Origin of the sequence: Dyadobacter sp. 676 (assembly GCF_040448675.1) — a bacterium.
Lineage (GTDB): Bacteria > Bacteroidota > Bacteroidia > Cytophagales > Spirosomataceae > Dyadobacter.
Genome location: NZ_CP159289.1, coordinates 6,149,111 through 6,169,975, shown reverse-complemented (window position 1 = coordinate 6,169,975; position 20,865 = coordinate 6,149,111). Strand labels below are relative to the sequence as shown.

Here is a 20,865-nt window from a genome sequence, read left to right as displayed (position 1 = left end):
CGGGGGTTGTAGTGCTTCTAAAACCCAAATTATTTGACCTTGACAATGGCTGTAATAGCGCCGCCTTCCACTTTGAGGCCTTGCCTGGCCGTTGCGCTGGCGATATCCACAGTGTACACCCAGCTGCCGGCATCGGTGTTGATGCCCACGAATACGCTCTTTTTGTCGTCGCTTACGGTATTGTTGTTATAGGAGGCCGACGACGACGCGATTACGTCGGGCACGCCGGTTACCCATGTAAAGGTCTGATTGTAGGCGTCAGCGATAGCGAGCTTCTTCGCGCCGGAAGCCTTGCCCAGGTCTCCGAACATATAAAGCAGGAATTTGCCGCTGCCCAGGTAGGTCTGGTTGGCAATTTTGTAGCCGCCCGATTTCTCCTGTACATTGAAGAAGTAGGTCTGGTCGAACTCGGTTGTCCCTTTTTTGATACGGACAAATGCCGAAGGCCTGGTGGAGGTAGCCACGCCGCTGTTGGTCGCCGACGCCGGAGAAAACCCGTATACATCGCCATGCTCGTCCACCGACAGGCCGTTGTTGAAATACGAACCGATGAAGCTCGTGCGGTTGTCTTTAATGACTTTTTCCAATGTCATGGCCGGGTAGGAAAACACGGCGATCCAGCTGCTATCCGGGTTGGCGGTTCCGAAAACATCCGGAGCAGCGCCTTTGATGCTCATATAAGGCGCGAAAATTTTATCACCTACCTGTGTTGCCCAGGTGAAATGCGCACGCTCGCCGTTGCCCGCGAGTTTCACGATATTCACCTGCCCTTCGCCTACGATTTTCGACTGGTCGGCATTAATCCGAAACCACGACGCGCTCTCGTTACCGCTCCTCGGCACTTTGATGGTAAGGATATCGTCGCCGGCCGGAGCGAACACCTGTACCGTTTCACTCTGAAAATCGGAAGTTTTCACCAGGCCACCTGTCTCGTCCAATGCATAGGTGGTAACGGCACCCGGGTTACCCTGGCCGTACAAGAGGCTGAAAAACTTGCCTTTGTGCGTCAGGTAATAGCGGTAGGAACCATCCTGCTCGATCCCTTGCCCTACCGTACTGATCGTTCCCTGCGACAAATCGCTGGTAGTGAGGAGGTAATCTGCAACACCCTGAGAGCCGACGGGAGCGGATGCAACCACGTAGCGCGAACCCGTGCCCGGATCAGGCGCGGGGGTAGTGTTGTCATCATCGCTGCACGCGCCGAGGGACACGCCCATTCCTGCTGCGAAAAACCATTTCAAATATGACTTTTTCATTTTCTTACTTTGATTGGATTATGGAATTGTTAGAGATTATTTACTGATGAAATAGCGTAATTTGACATAGAAACCGCGGCTTGGCTTCTGCAAGCTGAAATTGTCGTACAGCCTGGCATCCAGCATATTTTTGCATTCCAGCGAGACATTGTATTTGCCGTTCGCCATTGCGTACACCACATTCACGTCGTGGCTCAGTTGCTGCGGAATATCGAGTTTATCGGCGCCCAGGCTCGGCCAGTAGAGGTAATAAGCGTGTACATAAAGCAGATTGTAGCCCAATGTGAGCGTGTTGCCCTTTTTTCCGAGGTCCCTGATAAAAACGGCGGCATCCGTATTGCCAAAAAGGAATGGCATGTTGGGGATACGGTCGCGGTAGAGCGGGCTTTCGGTGGTGTACCCTTCCTCGAAACGGGTATTGTTACGCAGGTTCTGGTAAGTCAGGTTGATGCCGGCGGTGAAGATCTGGCGGTACGAATAGCGTACTTCCCCGTCGATACCGAAATTGGTCACGTCGGCGAGGTTATCCATCACCTGTTTGGTCTGGTTGGCGTTCAGGCGCGGACGGATAAAGCCCTGGGCGTCGCGGTAAAGCACATTCGCATCTATACTGAACCGGTGCACGCGGCTGATAGCGCCATTGTAGCTGAAACCCAGGTTATAGTTGTAGCTTGTCTCGGGATCGAGATCGATGTTGCCTTCCAGGTTCAGCAGGTCCCCAAAAAGCTCGTCGGTTTCCGGCAGACGGTAACTTTTTTCGAATGAGCCTTTTAACTGAAAATTCCTGAAAAGAAAATAGGTAGAAGCAATGCCATAGCCAAGTTTGTTAAAACTGTTTCTCTGAATTAAGAACGCCTCGTCGCCCCAGTTGCCGGTCGGGTTATAGGAGACGGAGAATTTATTGCGCTGGGAAAAATGCTTGGCGAACACGGACGTATTCCAGCGTTCGGAATAATCAAATTTATACCCTAGTCCCAGCACATTCTTCCGGTTAATGCGCGGCTGCTCGTACTTTGCCGACTCAGGGAAAAGCTCGTCTTCGCCCTTACGGTTGAAAGTGTTGAATACATTATTGACCGTAACGGAATGCCGCGGGTCGATCTGGTAAGTTATATTGGCAGTGGCCAGTCCGTTGTTGTTCCTGAATTTGTACAGCGACCTTTCGCGCTCGCTCCCCTTCCCTTCGTATTGCTTGAATTGCCGGAACCAGTTATAGCGGCGGTATACGGTATCCACATTCTGCTCCTGGCCCAGGTTGTAATTGGCTGAGATATTGACATTCAACCCCTTAACAAACAGATCTTTTTTCTGGTACTTCAAGCTGGGCATCACAATGTTACCCTTGCGGTGCCATTGCCCGAATACGCTCACCATGCGGGCGCCGGTCTGGATTTCAGCTTTGTTTTTACCCAAAGTAATGCCCAGTAAAAGCCTGTCGGCGAACCTCTTACCTACCACGCCCACATTGGCGATGACGGTTTCGTTATGGTACGTGTCGTGGAACCTGCGCAGGCGCTGGTTGCGGAAATATTCGCCCGTATTCACATCGGCGACATCCACGGTGATCCAGTAGTTATTATCCGAATAGTTCTGAAATGCATTTAGTTGCGCTGTAAAGCCGTTTTTTCCCGTGTAACCCGCGTTGATCGTCGTACGGTGGGTGTTGAACGACCCGTAGGAATAGGAAGCATCCAGGTAGCTGTTCCGGCGGGTGTTCGTTACGATGTTCACCGCTCCGCCGAGCGCGTCGGAACCGAGCCAGATGGGTACTACGCCTTTGTATACTTCCACGCGTTCGGCGAGGTTGATGGGAATGTTATTCAGCTGAAACGAAGATCCGAAGTTATCCATCGGCACGCCATCGAGGAAGAACTTCACCTGGCGGCCGGTGAAACCATTCAGTGAGAAATTCATATTCGACCCCACGCCCCCGCTTTCCCTTACACGTACGCCCGAGACACGGTCGAGCGCATGGGAAAGATCGAGCGTCGAGTTCTGGAAGCTTCCTGGCGTCGATGGCCGTCACATTATAAGCCTGGCGGTTGATTTCCTTTGTCTCAGTCCGGCCGATCACCGAAACCGATTCCAGCTCCCGGGCTTCCGGAACCAGTCGGGCATTGTGCCTGAAATGTTCGCCGGCTTTAAGGGTAATGTCCCTGGCCTGCGTTCGATAGCCCATAAAGGAAACCAGCAGCCGGTAATTTCCGGGACGGACATGTTCGAGGGTGTACTTTCCGTCGGCGCCGGTAAAAGTGCCATGCGAAGTCCCTTTCAGGCTCACGGAAGCACCTGGGAGCGCCTCGCCGTCCTCCGACCTGACGTGCCCCGACAGGCTGACACCGTCCTGTTGGGCAAGGGCGACAAACGACAAGGCACAAAGGAGCCCCGTATGCAGAATTTTCCTAATTTGCATTGCTTTAAATGTTTCAGCGTTTATAAGTAATGCGCCTCGGCGCAGCAAACCGGGTGGGTACCAGCCACCCGGTTTTATCAATAAGTAGACTTATTCTAAATAGTGCCACAAAAGTAGCCGCCCGGCGACAGTTTCGCTTATACAATTTGCCGGTTTAGCTGGACAATTTGCACATTTGCTGCCGATATCGCATGCAATGCTGACTCGATCCCGAGCATAGCGGCTTCGCGGAGCACTTCGGGATGGAGACGCAAAGTCGATGCGGATCGCCTGTACTTTGTGCACGCAGCGAGGGCCGGTTCAGAAATGAGGCGCTTTGGATTTTGGGGCCGGTATGCTTGTCATAGCCATGATCACGGAGGCGTTCACCGGGCGTTTTTCCGATTTAACCCCGGGGCCGGTTAGCCTGTGAAGGTCTGTGACAGCCGTTTGCCGACGGAAAGACGACTGTCACAGATAATATTCCCTGTAAATCAGTATTTCAAACTTTTCAGATAGGCGATCGACTGCGGCACCTGCGTGGCGTAGCTCGGACTCTCGTCCTCGATATAATAGTGCCTGACGCCCGCCTTTCTGGCCGCTTTCAGCACAGCCGGAATATCGATCTGCCCTGTCCCCAGTGCTACGTCGTTTTCTACCGGTGTGTTACCCGACATATTGCCGACCACTCCCTTCTTCAGGTCCTTCATGTGCATCAGTTTGAAGCGATCGGGATACCGGGCGATTAAGGCGGCGGGGTCCTGACCCGGGAAGAACGTCCAGAGCATATCCAGTTCGAAACTCACGTACTGCGGATCGGTATTCTGGATAATATAGTCCATGAGTGTTCCCTCGCCATACTTTTCGAATTCATAACCGTGGTTGTGGTAGCAGAACGTCAGACCGAACTCGTCTTTGAGCTGCTTACCGATCTTGTTGAAATCGGCTACGGTCTTTTGTGCCATTTCGAGCGTAAAAGGCTCCTTATGCGGTACCCATGCCACGCGCACATAGCTTGCCCCCAATGTTTTGGCGTTATTGCCCACCTCCTGCGTTTTGTTCAGGGCATCGTCATAACCGACGCCGAAAGACGAGCATTTGATCCCCCGCTCGTCGAGCAACTTGCGTAACTCCGCCGCCGTTTTACCAAACAAGCTCGAAAACTCCATGTCGGTAATTTTCAGCGCCTTGATCGTATCCAGCGTCGCCGCCGCATCTTTGGAAAGGCTCGAACGAAACGTGTAGGAAACCATCCCGGGCTGGTCAGGGAATAGCGGCTTTCCCTTTTGGGCGGAAGCGGTATATCCGCAAGCCAGTGCGGCGAGAAGCGTTAAGTGTCTGATTTTCATATTCGCAATGGTCAGGTTTTTGAAGTTTGAAAAAACGTAGTGAATAAAATATTTTGAATCCGGGAATTAACGCATTTGACGAAGATTTACATCAATCACCCTGTGCTACCCGCTACCGGGACTCATTTCTGAAAAGTCGGTAAACGATTTCTCCATTCCTTGCAGGCGGCCCGCTATTTCCGGCAGAGAAATTGAACTTTTCCATTGCTCAAAACCACATGCCTGCCTTTTGCTTCATTTTTTTAATTTGCAGCCTCAAAACTACGACGCAATGCGCAAAAGCATCATCAACACCCGGCCTTACCTCGTCCTCCTTCTTACTTGCCCCGTCATTGCCCTCATCGCGTGGCTGCGGCGCGACTACTCAGCCGATTTACAGCTTTATGACACCTGGATCGCGATGAAAATCCCCTTCCTGGCCGGAGTTCTGATTGCATCAATACTGCTGTCTGGTCTGGCTTACTGGCTAACCAAACGGCGGGCCGGCTTTCCGCAATTAGCGGCAATGCACGTGCTCGGAACGATAGGGATAGCGCTTTACCTGGTCAGTGCAACGGGAATGCCTCCCCAAGCGGCGGAATACATCCCAACGCCCATGTCGGTGAATCGGTACCAGGCGTGGCAGGACCTTACATTACGTTTTGCGATAGGGCTGGTTACATTCACAGCAATTCAAATGATCCTGATCGCAAATCTGGTGGTGAAATGGGTAAAAGGCTAGCGTAAAACCGGCTGGCGAGAACATTCGGACCTACGGCGTTGCGGTGTGACGGCCAAGGGTGCCGAAACAGCGGCCAAAACCGCCTGATAACCTGGACAGGCCCGAGGATCGTTCGTTGACGATAGGACAAAAGAAAGCGAATAGCTTGGCGGGGATTCAACCCGTCAACTAATGAGCCTACTTGTCTTCGTCACGTTGTCTGTCTTCGTCGGCAGTGTTTCTCTGCTTGCAGCCTACCTGCAGGCCGCCAATCGCGGAAAGTCCGGTTACCCCGTTTTGGGGTCCGCCATATTTCGCGATGTGCTCTTCTTTTTGGCATGCATCACACCAGTGGCGATATTCTTCTCGGTTTGGACAGTCACCACCGTCAATATCCCCTTCCAGGACGATATCGACGCGATCCTGGAGTCCACTGCGGCGATAGCGGACGGCCCGTTTTCATTTCGCGAATTCTGGCGGGCGCTGTCGCGGCAGGATGACGAGCGTCGCATTGTCGTTGTCAGGCTGGTAGCTTACCTGGTGTACCTGGTAAACGGCGTGGTTGATTTTCGCGTCGTCGCATTGGTCGGAATTTGCTCTTATCTCGTTTTTTTCAAACTGGTCCTCACCTGGTTCAGATCTGAGCGAAATCTTCCATTAGCTTTATTGCTACCGATCCCCTATGTGCTTTTCTCGAATTTCAATTACGCGGCGCTCTATCAGGCAATGGTTCCGTTGCAACATATAGGCGTATACGTTTGGGGATTTGCGAGCATCTGGTTCGTCAGCCAGTGCACGCGTGCTGGCCTGCTTTTCGGCTCTGTTTTTGGGGTCTTATCCATTTATTCGGATGTAACGGGCATATTTGTCGGGCCGGTAGCCGTATTCATACTCCTGGCCCGGCGGAAGTGGCTCGCCGCAACGTTCTGGGTGCTGCTGTTCGGCGTCGTTACGGCCATTTATCTCAGCGGACTGGCAATCCCGGATTTTCGCCCGACCTTTTCACAGAATTTATCGTCGTGGCAGAATATGCTGCTGATAGCTGTTGCCATGCCGGGCATGATGGCCGACGTGTTTTTGGAACAAAGCGACACTTCGAGGTTAATCTGTTCCCTTGTCGCCGGCGTGGCAAGTTTATCGCTTGTCGGAAGCTGTGCATTCCGGTTTGGTCAAAAGCTGCTGCGCCATAGAAATGCCATTACACCGACCCAATGGTGGCTGGCGGGCTGTGTTCTGTTTTTGCTGGTTACCTTTCTTGCCTTCGCGTTCGGACGTGCCGCTTACGGCGCAAATTGTATTTTGTTGAGCAGATATAAACATATGTTCACCTTTTGGGCGATTTACAACTACCTGCTATTGCTACAATGGCGGGCACCCCGACGACTGCTCAACCGGCACCTGTTCCTGCTGCAAGCCGGCGCGTTAGTTTATTTCGGAGGCAGTTATTTTCAAACGTGGGGCGATATGATCTATTTACGGAAAACCATCCAGGCGGATGCTTATGGCTGGACCCAAAACCGGGAATTCCCTTCTGCCCCCATTTACATCACCGTAAAAAAGGCGGTAGATTCGATTTTTGAGAACGCATTGAAAGCCAGGGTTTACCAGTTCCCCCAACTTCCTTTTGAGGCCCTGCGGCAGGCAGAAGTGCGCGGATCATCGGATGTAATCGTCCGGGTTGCCGATTTCATTGTAGCCGGTACCGAGGCGCCGGAGTGTCGGACTTCGCCCGATGACGGCCTGTTTCTCCTTATTCATGCCGGTAATGAAATACATGTATTACCCATGCGGAGGCGCAGAAGCTCATTTCTCCGTTTCATGCGCACCGGGCGCTATTATAGCGGCTACTGCGAGTCGATGGCTATGCCAAGGCAGTATCTGGATAAAAACAAGAAGTATAAGCTGATGCTCGGCGTCATCAACGGCCATGAGCGCTATTTGCTGGCAACGGACAAAGAGATTACCGGTAGCTAAGTTGTGCAGCCCCGGCCCGGATTTTTTCCGTGGCTCTCTTTGATGCTATCGTATTCGAAAGCCGGCGAAATTTCAATACCGGCTTTTCAAATCAGCTTGTCGGGAGTGATCGGCAGTTCCCTGATCCGCTTGCCGGTGGCGTTGAAAACCGCATTGGCAATAGCCCCGGCGACGCCAACAATCGCGATTTCGCCCAGCCCCTTGGAACCGATAGGGTTTACGTGCGGGTCGGGTTTATCGATGTAGTACACTTCAATCGGCGGGACGTCCGCATGCACGGGAATGTGGTAACCGGCCAGATCGGAAGTAACATACCGTCCAAAACGGTGGTCCATGACGGAATGCTCCATCAACGCCATCCCGATGCCACCTGCCACTCCGCCCACGGACTGGCTGCGGGCCGTTTTATAGTTGATGATCGTGCCTACATCCGCACAGGTAACCACCCGGGTAACGCGTACTTCGCCGGTAAGCGGATTTACCTCTACTTCCACAAAATGGCAGCCGAAGGAATACATCGAATACCGGTCGCGTTCGGTACCCGGTTTCGACTCTTCTGTCGCTTCCAGTTCATTTAAATGATGGTATTTCAAAATATCCGTAAAACTGATACCCTCGTCGCCTGCCGACATGCCGAACACCCTCCCATCCTTCACCGCCACCTGGCCTTCCGGTTTCTTCGCTTCCGGCATCTGCCGGGCCAATCCGATGAGTTTACTTTTCAACGCTTCGCAGGCCACATGTACCGCCGAACCTACGCTGGGAATCGTGGAAGATCCGTTTTGGCCCGGGGCGTCGGGCAGCCGGGAATGCCCGAGTTCGAAGTGCACTTTGCCGGCGTTCACTCCCAGGACCTTCGCTGCAATGCGCGTCATGGCCGTACCCGTTCCGGGACCGATATCCATCGTTGCGCTTTCGACGGTCACCGAGCCGTCCGCATGCATCACTGCACGTGCCTTCGACGGGTGCCGGTGAAACCCGTACAGGCTGGACGCCATTCCGTACCCTACGAGCATCCCGTTACGGCGAACCGAAGCGGGCTCCATCTGGCGGTTTTCCCAGCGAAACTTTGCAGCACCCAGCTCATAGCATTCCCGCAACGCTTTCGCCGACCAGGGTAAATTCCGTTCGGGATCGGACTCCGCGTAATTTTTCAACCGCAGTTCCAGCGGGTCCATTTTCAGTGCAAATGCCAGCTCGTCCATCGCCGACTCCAGTGCGAACATCCCCGTGGCGTCGCCGGGGCCCCGCATCCAAGTGGGTGTATTCACGTCGAGCGGCAGCAGGCGGTAGCGTGTGGACACATTCGGACAAGCGTACAAGGCACGCGTGGCGAGAACCGTTCGCTCCAGATGCTCCTCGTACATGGACGTCTGCCCGATTCCTTCGTGCACCATGGCGTGCAACCGGCCGTCTTTCGATGCGCCTATGCTTAATTTCTGCCTGGTGTAGGGTCGATATCCTACGGACGTAAACATCTGCTCCCTCCCCAGCACCAGCTTCACCGGCCGCTTCAACTGTTTCGCCGCCATGACGGCCGCCATCGTATGGGGCCATACACGAATCCCCGATCCGAACGCCCCTCCAATGTATTTTGCCACGACCTGCACGTTTTCCCGTGGCAGCTTAAATGCCTGAGCCAGTTGTCCCTGCGCCGATTTTACGCCCTGGTTTTTGTCATATACCGTAAGCCTCTCGTCCGTTTCCCAAACGGCGATGATCGCGTGCGGTTCGAGCGGCTGGTGGTGCTGGGTCGGAATGGTATACCCGGCGTCGATCCGGACCTCGGCCTGCTCCCACGCCCTCGTATCGCCGCGCTCGTAATCCTGGAACGGCGAGCTTTGGGCGCGCTGGACATTCGTCGGAATGCCGGCCTTACCGGTATTTTTTTCAAAATGTGTTTGATGGGCTTCCTGCTGGTACGCCACACGCACAAGCGCGGCCGCCTGCATTGCCTGCTCCCGCGTCCCCGCGACGACCATAGCCACGGGTTGCCCGTCGAAATAGATCAACGGATCGTAAAATACACGGAAGGTCGTACCCACCGGCGCACGTTCGGCCGGTTGCTTTCTTTCAGGCCAGCCCGGCACGGTAATCGCGTTGATGTGGCTGATCACCGCCAGCACGCCCGGTACGGCCTCCGCCTCGCGCGAGTCGATGGCCGTGATGCTGCCTTTGGCAATGGTGCTTGTCACCAGCACGGCATGTACCAGCCCGGGCACGGCATATTCGGCCGAATAGGTGGCTGCGCCGGTTACTTTTGCGGTTCCATCGACGCGGCTGAGCGAATTATCCGCGGGGTTATCCAACGATTGTATTTTCATAGTCAGGAAATGCCTGCCGCGGTTTTCAATGCCGCGACGATCGCATTGGACGTGAGTTTAATCTTGAATGCATTCTGTTCCGTGGCCCTTGCGCTCTGCATTTCGTGCTCGGCTACCTCCCTGAACAGCTTCTCCGAAGGTGCGTGCCCTCTGAGCATCAGGTCGATGGCCCAATAGCGCCATGGCTTATGCGCCACGCCGCCGAGTGCCATCCGCGCATCCCAGATACGGCCGCCGTCCATCTGCAGGGCGGCCGCTACCGACACCAATGCAAACGCGTACGAAGCACGGTCGCGCACTTTCAGATAATGGCTATGCCGGGCAAAAGCATTGTCCAGTACCTCGATGGCCGTCACCAGTTCACCGGGACCGAGATTACTGTCCAGCTCGGGCTGTTGGGTCGAAAGACGCAGGAAATCCTTCATCTGGACCCTCCGCTCACCGTTCGGGCCGTTGACCACAATGACGGTATCCACGGCGGTAAGCGCCACGCACATATCGCTCGGATGTACGGCGATGCAGGACGGCCTTTCGATTCCTCCAAAGGCGTTTCCTGCAAAAAATATGGCGTGTGTTCGGCTAATGCCCCCTTCCGCGCCGCAGCCGGAGCCGGGTTTGCGCTTGTTACAGGGCAATACCAGGTCATAGAAGTAGCTGCAACGCGTTCGCTGCAAAAGGTTTCCGCCCACGGTAGCCATATTGCGCAGCTGCCCCGAGGCGCCCGCCAGCAATGCCTGGGCAAGCAGCGGCTGGCGGCTTACCACACCTTTGTGCCGCGCTACATCGCTGTTCAGCGCCAGGGCGCCGATGCGCAGGCGGTCATAGCGGTGCTCTATTTTCTTTAATGGTAAATGATTGATATCGATCAGCTTGGCAGGCGAAGCAATGCCGCGCTTCATAAGCTCTACCAGGTTTGTACCGCCCGCAATGTACTGCGCTCCGGGATTGTCGGCGGCCATCGTAATAGCTTCCGCGACGGTTTTAGGACGCAGGTATTGAAATGGTCTCATACTTTCAGTCCTTCTTTTTTCACTTCCAGAATGGCATCCACGATATTCGGGTAAGCGCCGCAGCGGCACAAATTGCCGCTCATATATTCCCGCACTTCCTCCGCCGACCCCGCACACCCTTCCCGTATACACATAACGCCCGACATCACCTGTCCCGGCGTGCAATACCCGCATTGAAAGCCGTCGTGTTTGATGAACGCTTCCTGCAACGGATGTAAATGCTCCCCATCGGAAAGCCCTTCGATGGTCGTGATCTTCGAACCATGCTGCATGACGGCGAAAGTGAGACAGGACAGTGCCCGCCGGCCGTCGATATGCACCGTACAAGCCCCGCATTGCCCGAAATCGCAGCCCTTTTTGGTGCCTGTCAGCCCCATATTTTCGCGAAGCAGATCAAGTAATGTCATGCGGGGATCAATGGACAAACGCCTGCGCTTCCCATTGACCGTGAGCGATATTCTGACCTTCACTGCATTGCCGACAGGGCCGTCCTCCAATGCGGAAGCCGCTTGCAGGAAATCGGCCGGCACCATCGAAAATCCGGCGAAAAACACGGATTGTTTCAGAAAAAGGCGTCGGTCTTCGTCAGGCATGTCGGGCGGAGTAGCGTCGTGGTCGATGTCCATGGTTGTTGGGTTCGGCGAATATGTTTGCAAAAGGGAAAATGGTTCGGGATTTACCGGTGCGGCGGGATGGCCAGGGAGCTGTCAGGTGTTGTCAGGCATAGTCAGGGGTTGTCAAGGGTGGTCAGGTGTTGTCGGGGATGGTCAGGTGGTGTCGGGGGTGGTTGGGGATGGTAACGGTGGCGGGAGGAGATCGATTTCGTTTGAAGCGGGGAAATGGGTGAAGCAGGTATGACAATTGAAAAAATGCGAAAGGTTTATTAAAAATCCCGTCAGGCATGCGATATTGATGGAAAATGGGCGCACCCCGGATTGTAAAATGCCGTGAGGCATGTAACAGCAGAGCATTGTCGTTACATGCCTCACGGCATTTCAAGGTATATTTTATGCAGCACGGGGCTGCCGATACATCGCTACGCGATTTTTGCGCGGCATTCGATTGTTATATTATTCAAAATCGCCGGCATTCCATGTTTTTGCCTTTCCGGCAGCCAGCTCTGCATCGATCGTTTTATTTCCGTATTTCAATGTACGTCTCTGCGCATTAGGTGAAAACAGTGTCACGGATTTTAACTTACCATTTTCCCAAACCTCATCCACAGTCACGTTACCACGCGCTTTGAGGCCTTTGACCGAACCGTTTGCCCAGGCATCGGGCAACGCCGGCAGGAGTTCGATCATGCCGGTTTGGGATTGGAGAAGCATTTCGGCTACACCGGCGGTAGAGCCCATGTTGCCGTCGAGCTGAAATGGCGGGTGAGCGCAGAGTAGGTTAGCGTAGGAACCGCCGCCACCAGCCATATTGGTACCCTGGTCGGCGACGGGCCGGAGTACGCTCTTCAGCAGCTTGTATGCACGGTTACCGTCCTGCAAACGCGCCCAGAAATTTACTTTCCAGGCCAGCGACCAGCCGGTACCATCGTCGCCACGGGCGTTGAGGCTTACACGCGCGGCCTCGGCTTCGGTTGGGGTTTTGGTAATGGAAATCTGCTTGCCGGGATGCAATGCATACAAGTGCGAAACATGGCGATGGTGGTTGGTAGAATCGTCCACATCCTCGCGCCACTCCTGCAACTGTTTCCAGCGACCTATCTGCAAAGGCAGTATCTTGTCACGGGTTACGCGCGCCTTTTGCGCGAAATCGGCGTCTATACCCAGCACGGCTGCCGCTTCGGCGGTGTTGTTGAGCACATCCCACGCCATTTCGTGGTCCATAGTGGCGCCGGTAGAGATGCCCCCGTGTTCGGGTGAGTACGACGGCGACGAAACAAGGTGGCCTTTGCCATCGTCCGTCAGGTAATCCATCCAAAATTCCGAAGCCTCCTTCATCACCGGGTAAGCCGTATTTTTCAGGAATACTTTGTCGTTGGTAAACGCATAATGTTCCCACAGATGCTGACAAAGCCAGGCCGCACCGCCGGGAAAAAAGCCCCAGGGAAAATCCCAGCCCGGCGAAGTGTAACCATAGGCGTTCAGCATGGTGTTCACGATCCAGCCCCTGGCATTGAAAAACTCTTTCGCAGCCAGCCTTCCCGGCTCCACAATGGACCGGGTGAAATCCATCAAAGGCAAATGGCACTCCGAAAGGTTGGTCGCCTCGGCGGGCCAGTAAAGCATTTGTATATTGATATTCGTGTGGTAATCATTCGCCCAGGGCGGGTTGGTGCTGTCGTTCCATTTGCCTTGCAGGCTCATAGGCATCGTGCCCGGGCGCGTCGAAGAGATCATCAGGTAACGGCCATACTGGAAATACAGCGTTTCGAGGTTATGGTCCGGCTGCCCTTTAAAATAGGCCCGCTGGCGTTCGTCGGTAGGGACATTGGGCGGTGCGGCTGTGCCGAGTTTCAGTGCCACGCGGTCAAAAAGGTTGTGGTAATCCTTTTGTTGTTCGGCGAGCAGTGCGGCGTAATGCTTTCCGGCCACTTTGGCCATGGTTGCGGCATTGGCCTTCTTGTAATCATTACCCTTGTAATCCGGAAACTTCATGACGTAGTCCGTCGCTACGGTGTGCACCAGCACGACGGATTTGGCGTCCGTAACCGTAAGCACTCCGTTACTGAATGCCGTTTTGCCGTCGGTGTCGATACGGTAAACGGTTTCAAACTCCTGATGGTTATCTTTCAGGTGCCCGCCGAAGGTATATTGGTTTTTCGCGAACCGTTCATAATCCTTCGCATGCGGCGTTTCGAAGCGAATAGAATAGGTTTCGGGCGTCGAGGAAGTGAACTGGTATACCATCACTTTGGAAGGGTAATTACCGAAATAGGTCCTTTCAAAATGACTTCCGCCCACGTCGTAACTCACTTTACCTAATGCATTGGAAATATTCAGCTCACGGCGATAGTTCTGTACGGGACCTTTGGAAGGCACTTTCACGAAAATATCACCTACCGTTTGCTGCGCGCCGAAATCGGAAGAAGGGATGTTTTCCTTTTTTTCGTGGATAACACCCGTCAATTCCTTATTCGCCAGCGCATGCGCCTCCTTCATTTTCCCGGCGGCAAGCAGCTCGCGCACCTTCGGCAAGTGTTTATAGGCTTCTTTTTTCAAGCCAAAATGATACGCTGCGTTGGCCCCCTGGCCGCCCGCCCACAAACTCCCTTCCGAGAATTGAAGCCGCTCCTCCTCCGTTCCGCCGAAAAACATCGCGCCCACATAGCCATTACCGATCGGCAATGCCTGGGTCATCCATTCTTTCGCCGGCTGGTCGTACCATAGCGACAGAGGTGCGGGTTGTGGTTTTGGGTCCGGCTGCGCATGCAGCGGGGTTAATGCGGTGACAGAACAAAGGAGCAGGCCCAGAAAAGTTTTCATCATAAAGGTTTTGGCAAATAATAGTAAAATTAGAGGCCGTTTTTGAATAAAAAAATGGAGACCTGCTATTCAGGCCTCCATCACACGGTCAATCTACCGGAACTAACGGGCAATCAATTCCAACCGAAAACCTGCTTCAATTTGGGATTCAGCAGCATTTCTTTTTGCGGGATGGGCCGGTAATAATATTTCGGGTCTTCGAATTTGCGCGCGGCGGTTTCGGTAACCATGGTACCGCCCGCATTGCCGTTTTTGAGATATACCGTCACGTCCTCTCCGATGGCTCCCGCACGATAGTATACGAGCGGCACGCCCAACTTATTCTTTTCCTTGTCCTTTTCGTCGGGAATCGTTTTGGATTTATCGATCAGGATAATGTCCTCCACGCCGTCGCCGGTCAGGTCATATTTGCCGAGGCCCTGGAAATACAGGCCTTCCGGGATCACCGTCAGCAATTTACCTGCCTGCCAGCGCATTACGTCATTAAACCGCTGGTTTTCAAATGCAAACTCCACCCTTCTCTCCCGACGGATCTCGAAAATCACCCCACGGTTGGCACCGGTCACGTTCGGATATTTCTGCGCCATAACGGGGTCGGGGCTGCCATTTGCGGCCGCCAGTTTCAGATCCGGCATCCCGACCCTCCTGCGGAGCAGATTCACCGTTTTGTCGAGGTCGTCCTGCGTGAGCGTCCCCAGTTCGGCTTTGGCTTCGGCATTGACCAAAAGCACCTCGGCGTACCGGTACACCGGCACATCCACGCTGTTCAGGACCGCATTGTCAGTGGAGTTCACGTAACCCTTCAGTTGATGATACCCTGTAAAGTTCTTGTTCAGGCGAAGAATGTAAGGCACAGGATCGCCTGCGCGCACCCAGCCCGGATACACGAGGGTCTGCGCGAGGCGTGGGTCCCGGCTCTGGAATTCCTTGACAAAACCGAACTGCTGATAACCCTGAATATCCGTGAAACGGGAACCGTCTTTCATCAGGTAAGTCTGCACGAGGTCGCGCGAAGGTGCCTGCTCGTAATCGCCAAATACGGCGCTATTCACATTCTGGCCACGATCCTTCGTTTGGTCGAATGCATTGAACAGGATCATTTCGGGGTTGTTGGTCAGGTCCTGGCTGCCGAACAACGCAAAGTAGTCGGCGTCCGGTTTGCCGGTAGTGTAGATCGAAAACTTCTTCGATGCCATAATCTCCGCGGAAACAGCGGCTGCCGTTTCGAGGAATTTGTTGGCCGTCGCTTGAAGATTCAGCTCGGGATGATATTTCCGGAAAGTTCCTTCATACAACGCCGTACGGGCATACTGGGTCATTACCGCCCATTTGCCCGGTGTACCCGCCGGCACCGGTTCCCTCACGTTAGCGGCCGCAAAAGCCAGGTCGGCCATGACACTATCCATCACGGTCGCGCGCGGGTCCTGTGTTTTATAGAGTTCTTTGTCCCCCGGGTTTATCGTCTTGGAAAACCATGGGACGTCGGAGTAGCGGCTTATTTTTTCGAGGTAAAATTGCGCACGGTAATAGCGGGCAATGCCTGCATAATGCGCCTTCACGTCGGGGGTAGCAGTGGCTTTGTTATAATTGTCCAGAAAGTAGTTGATATTCCGTAAACGGCTCCAGTCCCAGCCGCCGGTAATGGTCTGCGAGCTTGGCGAGCCGGTCATAACCACCTTCATTTCCACCGCCCCGGTCGTAGCGGCATTGTCGGTGCTCTGGTCGTTGAGATAGGTATCGTACATATCCGGCATGCTCAGGAGGCCGTTGACGTACAACGCAAGGTCCCCTTCGGTATTAAAGAATGCTTCTGGCGAGATCGAAGTTTGCGGAAGCTTTTCGAGGAAATCGTCGTTGCACGCCGTCACGCCGGTTAGCAACGCCAGTAATAATATGTGCTTTTTCATTTCAGGCTGATGGGGTTAAATCAAAATTCGACATTGACACCGAACGCAAATTTGCGCTGGAACGGGTATGAGAAGCCGTTCGAGGTATTGAAGGTGCTGCTACTGCTGATCACCTCGGGATCGAAGTATTTTTTGAGTTGTGAGAATTCGAAAAGGTTTTCCCCGCTCGCAAATATGCGTACCCGCCCGATTTTGTGCTTTTGCAAAACCGATGACGGCAGCGAATAGCCGATCGTCACGTTCTTGATCCGCAGATAAGCGGCGCTCAGCAAGTATTTCGTCTGGGCGATGTCGAGGCCCGAGCCGTAATTGTTGTCGGCCAGCCACGATTGCAGCACCGGGAAATTCGCATCGGTATTGGCATCGGCAAGACCGGCCGCGATGTACGATTGCGAATGCTTCGCGCGCTGCTGGTCGGAATCGGCCTGGCCGCGGTAGTAATCGAGGTTCCAGGGGTATACATTGGCATATGGTTGCTGGTATGGCCCCCAATACAGGTAATGGCGCGGGTAATAGTCGCCTTTCAGCACACCTTGAAGCACGGCCGAGAAATCGAAACCATTCCAGTCGGCATTGAGGTTGAAACCGATGCGGTAGCGCGGGGTGGTATTCCCGATAATGGAAAGGTCTTTCGGGTCTTTTTGGGTGAGTCCCTGCGTAATGCGGCCATCGCCGTCGAGGTCCTTGTATTTGGGCCACCCGGGAACAATCGACAGCGCTCCCCAGGGAACGATGTCGCTCTCGTCGAGTTTGGCGATCTCGTCGGCATTCTTGAAAAGGCCGTCGTTCGTAAGGCCCCATATCTCCCCTATTTCCTGCCCTTTCCGGTATTTGGTGAAAAGCTCCTGGTCGTTTTTAAAACGGGTTATTTTGGAACGTGAGTCGGAGAGGATCAGTTTCGCGCCGAGCGAAAGTGGTTTGCCGCCCACGTTGTATGAATCGTTATAGCCGATGGTCAATTCCAGACCCTTCGTACGCAGGTCGGCCACGTTCTGGTAAGGGACCGTCGTGCCCAGCACGCCGGGTAACTCCTCACCCTCCGTCAGCATACCTTTGGTATCGCGGATATAATAGTCGAAACCAAACGTCAGCCGGTCTTTCAGCACCCCGAGGTCCGCGCCGAAGTTCAGCGTAGAAACCCGTTCCCAGGTGTAGTTGGCCGGATCGACATACAGTGACGGCGACCCGGCGATCACCGTTTGCTTGTTGCCGTCGATCAGGTAGCTGGACAGGCCGGTCGGTAAAGCTTGCCGAAAACTGTAATATCCCACGTTCTGGTTACCCAGGTCTCCGTACGAAGCGCGGAGTTTAAGTGTGGGGATAAAAGGTAACGCCTCCTTCACGAACGACTCCGAGCTCGCGATCCATGCCGCCGATACCGACGGAAAGAATCCCCACCTGTTCGCTTTCGGGAAACGGGAAGAGCCGTCATAACGGCCATTCGCTTCGATGATATAACGTTCGTTGAGCGTATAATTAATCCGGCCAAAGACACTACGGGTAGCGTAGCTGGTGTCTGCGCCAAATGCCTGGGCGATACCGCTGGTCAGGTTAAGGTAGGGCAAGGAAGGCGAGATCAGGACCGTCTTCTGCGCCTTGGTGGTGGTGAAACTATAACTTTCCTGGTTATACCCCGCAACCAGGTTAATACGGTGAATACCCAACGTTTTGGTATAATTGGCAAACAAATCGAGTACATTGTTGGCCAGCGTGGCATTGGTTTCATACACACCGCCGGTTCCGCCCTCGGTACGGATGTCGTTCGGGCCGTACCCGATGCGGTAGTTGCTCACATCCTGCTTGGTGTTCCATTGCTCGCGCTTGAAGCTCGCCGAACCGGTTACCTGCAAATCGCCGTTCAGGGTCGTCACGATGCCACGGAGAATATCCTGGAACCCGAACATGTCCTGCTTCTTGTTGCCACCATCGTTCAGTCTCGCCGCAAGGCGGCCCGCCGCCGTGTTGGCCCAGGTTCCGTCGGGATTCGAGGCGACTTGTGTCGGTTGCAGGTAGTAAATATCGGTGATGTCGGCAGTCGGTACGGCGCGCTCGGTGCGGTAAACAGACAGATTATTATCGAGTTTCAGCCATTTCAAAGGCGTGAAATCCAGCCTGGCCCGGGACGAATAGCGGTTCCAGTAGTCGTCGGTCAGTTTGTTCAGCCCTCCTTCGCGGTTGTAGTCGGCAGAGATATAATAACCTACTATTCGGTCGTTGGCAGTTTTGGCGCTGCCGGTAAATGCCAGACTGTGGTTTTGTGAGAAACTCCTTTTGTTGAAAAAGTAATCGTACCAGTTGTTGCTGCCCATATAGGCCCATTTCGTAGGGTCGGAGGGGTCTATACGCGTATCGGGCGTGGCCGGGTTGTCCGAACGTTCCTTGGCCCAGGCATAGTACTCATCGGAATAGTTGACATAGTCCCACGGCGTATTGTCGGTGGACGTTTCCAGTACGCGCGAAAAAATGTAGGGATCGGTCACCGGCTTGGGCAGCACCGTCGGCTGGCCCCAGGAGAAAAAGTTGTTGTAGGTAATGGACTGCTTACCTCTTCCACCCTGCTTGGTGGTGATCAGTACTACGCCAAATGCCGCCCTGGCGCCGTAAATAGCTGCCGAAGCCGCATCGCGCAGTACCGAGAAGCTGGCGATATCGGAGGGGTTCAGGCGAAGCAGGTCGCTGCTGTTGGCGGCGGCGATGCCGTCGATCACAAACAGCGGCTCACCGCCGTTGATGGAGGTAAAACCGCGGATGTTGAAGTTCGGAACGGTTCCGGGGGTACCGCTCTGGTAAGTAATGTTCAATCCCGGGCTCACTCCTTGCAAGCCTTGCATGACATTCGCCACCGGCCGCGCCTCGAACTGCTTACCCGAAATCTGGTCCACCGCCCCGGTGATATTCACCTTTTTTTCCGTTCCGTAGCCGATCACGACCACTTCTTCGAGATTACCGGGGTCGGCCTGCATCGTTACGAAAATCTCGTTCCGGCCTTTTACGAGCTCTTCCTGGGTTTTGTAACCAATGTAGGAGAACACCAGAACGTCGGTGGGGGAAACACCATCGAGGTAATACTGTCCTTTCTGGTCGGTAATTGTCCCTGTCCGGGTTCCTTTGATCACCACATTTACACCCGGCAGCAGGTCCTTTCCGTCCGTCACGCTTCCGGATACTTTGCCGTCGCCGCCGACATTGAGCGTCGTTTGCGCGAAAGCCGGTGCCACGCAGCAAAGCGCAAAAATCACAACCATCTGCAGGCTTCGCGGCAGCCTTGCGTTGTAAGGTCTGGGTACACTTTTCATCATAAGCAAAAGTTAAAGGTTAGCCACTTTCGGGGCATTTCTGGAATGCAAATGTCCTAATCGATTGCAAATGTCCTAATCAAAAGTTACGCTAATATTAAAAAATAGTTACCTGATTATGATTATAAATTGAATGAATGTTCAATTAATTTTCAAACGATTGGCTAACTTCCGGTTTCCGTAAAAATCCTTATATTGCCAGTCCGTTACATCCGAACCGCCGATGGGAAGAAAGAGCTTGAAAGAAGCCCGCAAGAAGGAAATCATTAAAGTGTTTTACAGCTTGGCCAGGAAAAACGGCCTGGAAAATACCTCCATCGCCAAAATCGCCGCGAAGATGGAGATCAATCCCAGCCTCATTATCCATTATTTCCAGACGCGCGAGGACCTGGTATACGGGCTGGTGGATTACATTCTCGACAAATACAAGCTCATTTATAAGGTAAGCGCGACCAATGCGAAAGATTCCAGAAAAGCATTGCTGGAAATCCTCGGCAATATTTTTTCCAAAAAATGGAATACCCTGTTCGACGACGGGCTCTTCTACGGCTGCTACGCCATGGCCTTCCGCGACCCGAAGGTTCGGGACCTCTATAAAAAACTGCTGGATTCGCTCCGGGAAATGCTGATCGGCCACATCGAGCAATGCCGTGCCGACGGCGTGCTGGATATAGACGATGTGGAAACCGCTGCCGACAATATCTTCGTGCTTATAGACGGCGCCTATTTTTACCTCAGCCTGATAACCGACAAGGAAGCCTACGAACAACGCCTCGCAAAATACCGGCAGCAGGCATTGTCGATCCTGCATTTGACGGAGGCGTCAGAAGTTGCGGGATGATTTCCGGACAAACCGGCGCACCACCGCCCCCACGCCGATCAGCAGCCAGATCACATTCACGGCCACATTCGGCTTGTCGCCGTATTCAAGGGAATAAACAATGAGGCTGGCCGCACCTATCATATTAAGAATGTGGAACAGGTAACCATCCGGCCTTAGCATGCCGATGGTCAGAAGAAGATATGCCAGCACGTACGAGACCACGCCCAGCCAGCCCGTTGTTTCCAGTAATAGTGCGGTGTTCATCGATACGAATATTTGCTGCACAATAATAATCCCGCATTCGGTTCCGGCCAAATTGCCGCCAAAACAGCAAACAAGCCATTATTCGCCGTTTTTAATGAATGACCAAATAAAATCGCCCAAATTCACAGTTTTG

At 53.8% G+C, this 20,865-nt stretch carries 13 protein-coding genes and 1 pseudogene; 3 read left to right on the top strand and 11 right to left on the bottom strand.

Features of this window, described 5'->3' with window-relative positions:
* Positions 1-29 precede the first annotated feature (29 nt).
* The 4 genes and pseudogenes from ABV298_RS27035 to ABV298_RS27020 form a co-directional block, all read right to left on the bottom strand.
* The gene (locus tag ABV298_RS27035) at positions 30-1,256 is read right to left on the bottom strand and encodes a DUF4374 domain-containing protein (RefSeq protein ID WP_353719253.1); all 1,227 of its coding nucleotides are present in this window, start codon (positions 1,254-1,256) and stop codon (positions 30-32) included.
* A 36-nt stretch (positions 1,257-1,292) separates the two neighbouring features.
* Positions 1,293-3,185: pseudogene (locus tag ABV298_RS27030) on the bottom strand (TonB-dependent receptor); the annotation flags it as partial.
* Positions 3,100-3,669, bottom strand: a complete 570-nt coding sequence (locus ABV298_RS27025) for a carboxypeptidase-like regulatory domain-containing protein (RefSeq protein WP_353719252.1) — start codon at positions 3,667-3,669, stop codon at positions 3,100-3,102. The pseudogene ABV298_RS27030 and the gene ABV298_RS27025, both read right to left, overlap by 86 nt.
* 473 nt (positions 3,670-4,142) lie before the next feature.
* On the bottom strand, positions 4,143-4,997 hold the full coding sequence (locus ABV298_RS27020; RefSeq protein WP_353719251.1) for a sugar phosphate isomerase/epimerase: 855 nt from the start codon (positions 4,995-4,997) through the stop codon (positions 4,143-4,145).
* Between the two features lie 229 nt (positions 4,998-5,226).
* Here ABV298_RS27020 and ABV298_RS27015 point away from each other — a divergent pair, with 229 nt between their 5' ends.
* Positions 5,227-5,718, top strand: a complete 492-nt coding sequence (locus tag ABV298_RS27015; RefSeq protein WP_353719250.1) for a hypothetical protein — start codon at positions 5,227-5,229, stop codon at positions 5,716-5,718.
* Positions 5,719-5,889: 171 nt separating this feature from the next.
* Positions 5,890-7,671: a hypothetical protein gene (locus ABV298_RS27010; RefSeq protein ID WP_353719249.1), complete on the top strand. Its 1,782-nt coding sequence runs from the start codon at positions 5,890-5,892 to the stop codon at positions 7,669-7,671.
* Positions 7,672-7,757: 86 nt separating this feature from the next.
* On the opposite strand, the gene ABV298_RS27005 is transcribed toward ABV298_RS27010, so the two are convergent.
* The 6 genes from ABV298_RS27005 to ABV298_RS26980 form a co-directional block, all read right to left on the bottom strand.
* Entirely contained in the window at positions 7,758-9,995 is a 2,238-nt protein-coding gene (locus tag ABV298_RS27005; protein ID WP_353719248.1) for a xanthine dehydrogenase family protein molybdopterin-binding subunit, read from the bottom strand.
* Between the two features lie 2 nt (positions 9,996-9,997).
* On the bottom strand, positions 9,998-11,005 hold the full coding sequence (locus ABV298_RS27000; RefSeq protein ID WP_353719247.1) for a xanthine dehydrogenase family protein subunit M: 1,008 nt from the start codon (positions 11,003-11,005) through the stop codon (positions 9,998-10,000).
* Positions 11,002-11,631 (bottom strand): (2Fe-2S)-binding protein, encoded by a 630-nt coding sequence (locus ABV298_RS26995; protein WP_353723257.1) that lies wholly within the window; start codon positions 11,629-11,631, stop codon positions 11,002-11,004. Before ABV298_RS26995 ends, ABV298_RS27000 begins: the two co-directional genes overlap by 4 nt.
* Before the next feature lie 444 nt (positions 11,632-12,075).
* Positions 12,076-14,442, bottom strand: coding sequence for a glycoside hydrolase family 95 protein (locus ABV298_RS26990; RefSeq protein ID WP_353719246.1), 2,367 nt, complete (start codon positions 14,440-14,442; stop codon positions 12,076-12,078).
* A 113-nt stretch (positions 14,443-14,555) separates the two neighbouring features.
* Positions 14,556-16,349: a RagB/SusD family nutrient uptake outer membrane protein gene (locus tag ABV298_RS26985; protein ID WP_353719245.1), complete on the bottom strand. Its 1,794-nt coding sequence runs from the start codon at positions 16,347-16,349 to the stop codon at positions 14,556-14,558.
* 20 nt (positions 16,350-16,369) lie between these two features.
* Entirely contained in the window at positions 16,370-19,648 is a 3,279-nt protein-coding gene (locus ABV298_RS26980; protein WP_353719244.1) for a TonB-dependent receptor, read from the bottom strand.
* A 220-nt stretch (positions 19,649-19,868) separates the two neighbouring features.
* On the opposite strand from ABV298_RS26980, the gene ABV298_RS26975 reads away from it, so the two are divergent.
* Complete coding sequence (locus tag ABV298_RS26975; protein WP_353719243.1) at positions 19,869-20,486, top strand: TetR/AcrR family transcriptional regulator C-terminal domain-containing protein; 618 nt, start codon at positions 19,869-19,871, stop codon at positions 20,484-20,486.
* On the opposite strand, the gene ABV298_RS26970 is transcribed toward ABV298_RS26975, so the two are convergent.
* Positions 20,469-20,732 (bottom strand): hypothetical protein, encoded by a 264-nt coding sequence (locus ABV298_RS26970; protein ID WP_353719242.1) that lies wholly within the window; start codon positions 20,730-20,732, stop codon positions 20,469-20,471. The two genes, ABV298_RS26975 and ABV298_RS26970, sit on opposite strands and share 18 nt — an antisense overlap.
* Positions 20,733-20,865: the final 133 nt, after the last annotated feature.

Bases quoted from the DNA above. Each gene is read 5' to 3' on its own strand.
- ABV298_RS27005 (WP_353719248.1), bottom strand. From the start codon at position 9,995: ATGAAAATACAATCGTTGGATAACCCCGCGGATAATTCGCTCAGCCGC.
- ABV298_RS26985 (WP_353719245.1), bottom strand. From the start codon at position 16,349: ATGAAAAAGCACATATTATTACTGGCGTTGCTAACCGGCGTGACGGCG.
- ABV298_RS27000 (WP_353719247.1), bottom strand. From the start codon at position 11,005: ATGAGACCATTTCAATACCTGCGTCCTAAAACCGTCGCGGAAGCTATT.
- ABV298_RS26980 (WP_353719244.1), bottom strand. From the start codon at position 19,648: ATGATGAAAAGTGTACCCAGACCTTACAACGCAAGGCTGCCGCGAAGC.
- ABV298_RS26995 (WP_353723257.1), bottom strand. From the start codon at position 11,631: ATGGACATCGACCACGACGCTACTCCGCCCGACATGCCTGACGAAGAC.
- ABV298_RS26970 (WP_353719242.1), bottom strand. From the start codon at position 20,732: ATGAACACCGCACTATTACTGGAAACAACGGGCTGGCTGGGCGTGGTC.
- ABV298_RS27020 (WP_353719251.1), bottom strand. From the start codon at position 4,997: ATGAAAATCAGACACTTAACGCTTCTCGCCGCACTGGCTTGCGGATAT.
- ABV298_RS26975 (WP_353719243.1), top strand. From the start codon at position 19,869: ATGGGAAGAAAGAGCTTGAAAGAAGCCCGCAAGAAGGAAATCATTAAA.
- ABV298_RS26990 (WP_353719246.1), bottom strand. From the start codon at position 14,442: ATGAAAACTTTTCTGGGCCTGCTCCTTTGTTCTGTCACCGCATTAACC.
- ABV298_RS27035 (WP_353719253.1), bottom strand. From the start codon at position 1,256: ATGAAAAAGTCATATTTGAAATGGTTTTTCGCAGCAGGAATGGGCGTG.
- ABV298_RS27025 (WP_353719252.1), bottom strand. From the start codon at position 3,669: ATGCAAATTAGGAAAATTCTGCATACGGGGCTCCTTTGTGCCTTGTCG.
- ABV298_RS27010 (WP_353719249.1), top strand. From the start codon at position 5,890: ATGAGCCTACTTGTCTTCGTCACGTTGTCTGTCTTCGTCGGCAGTGTT.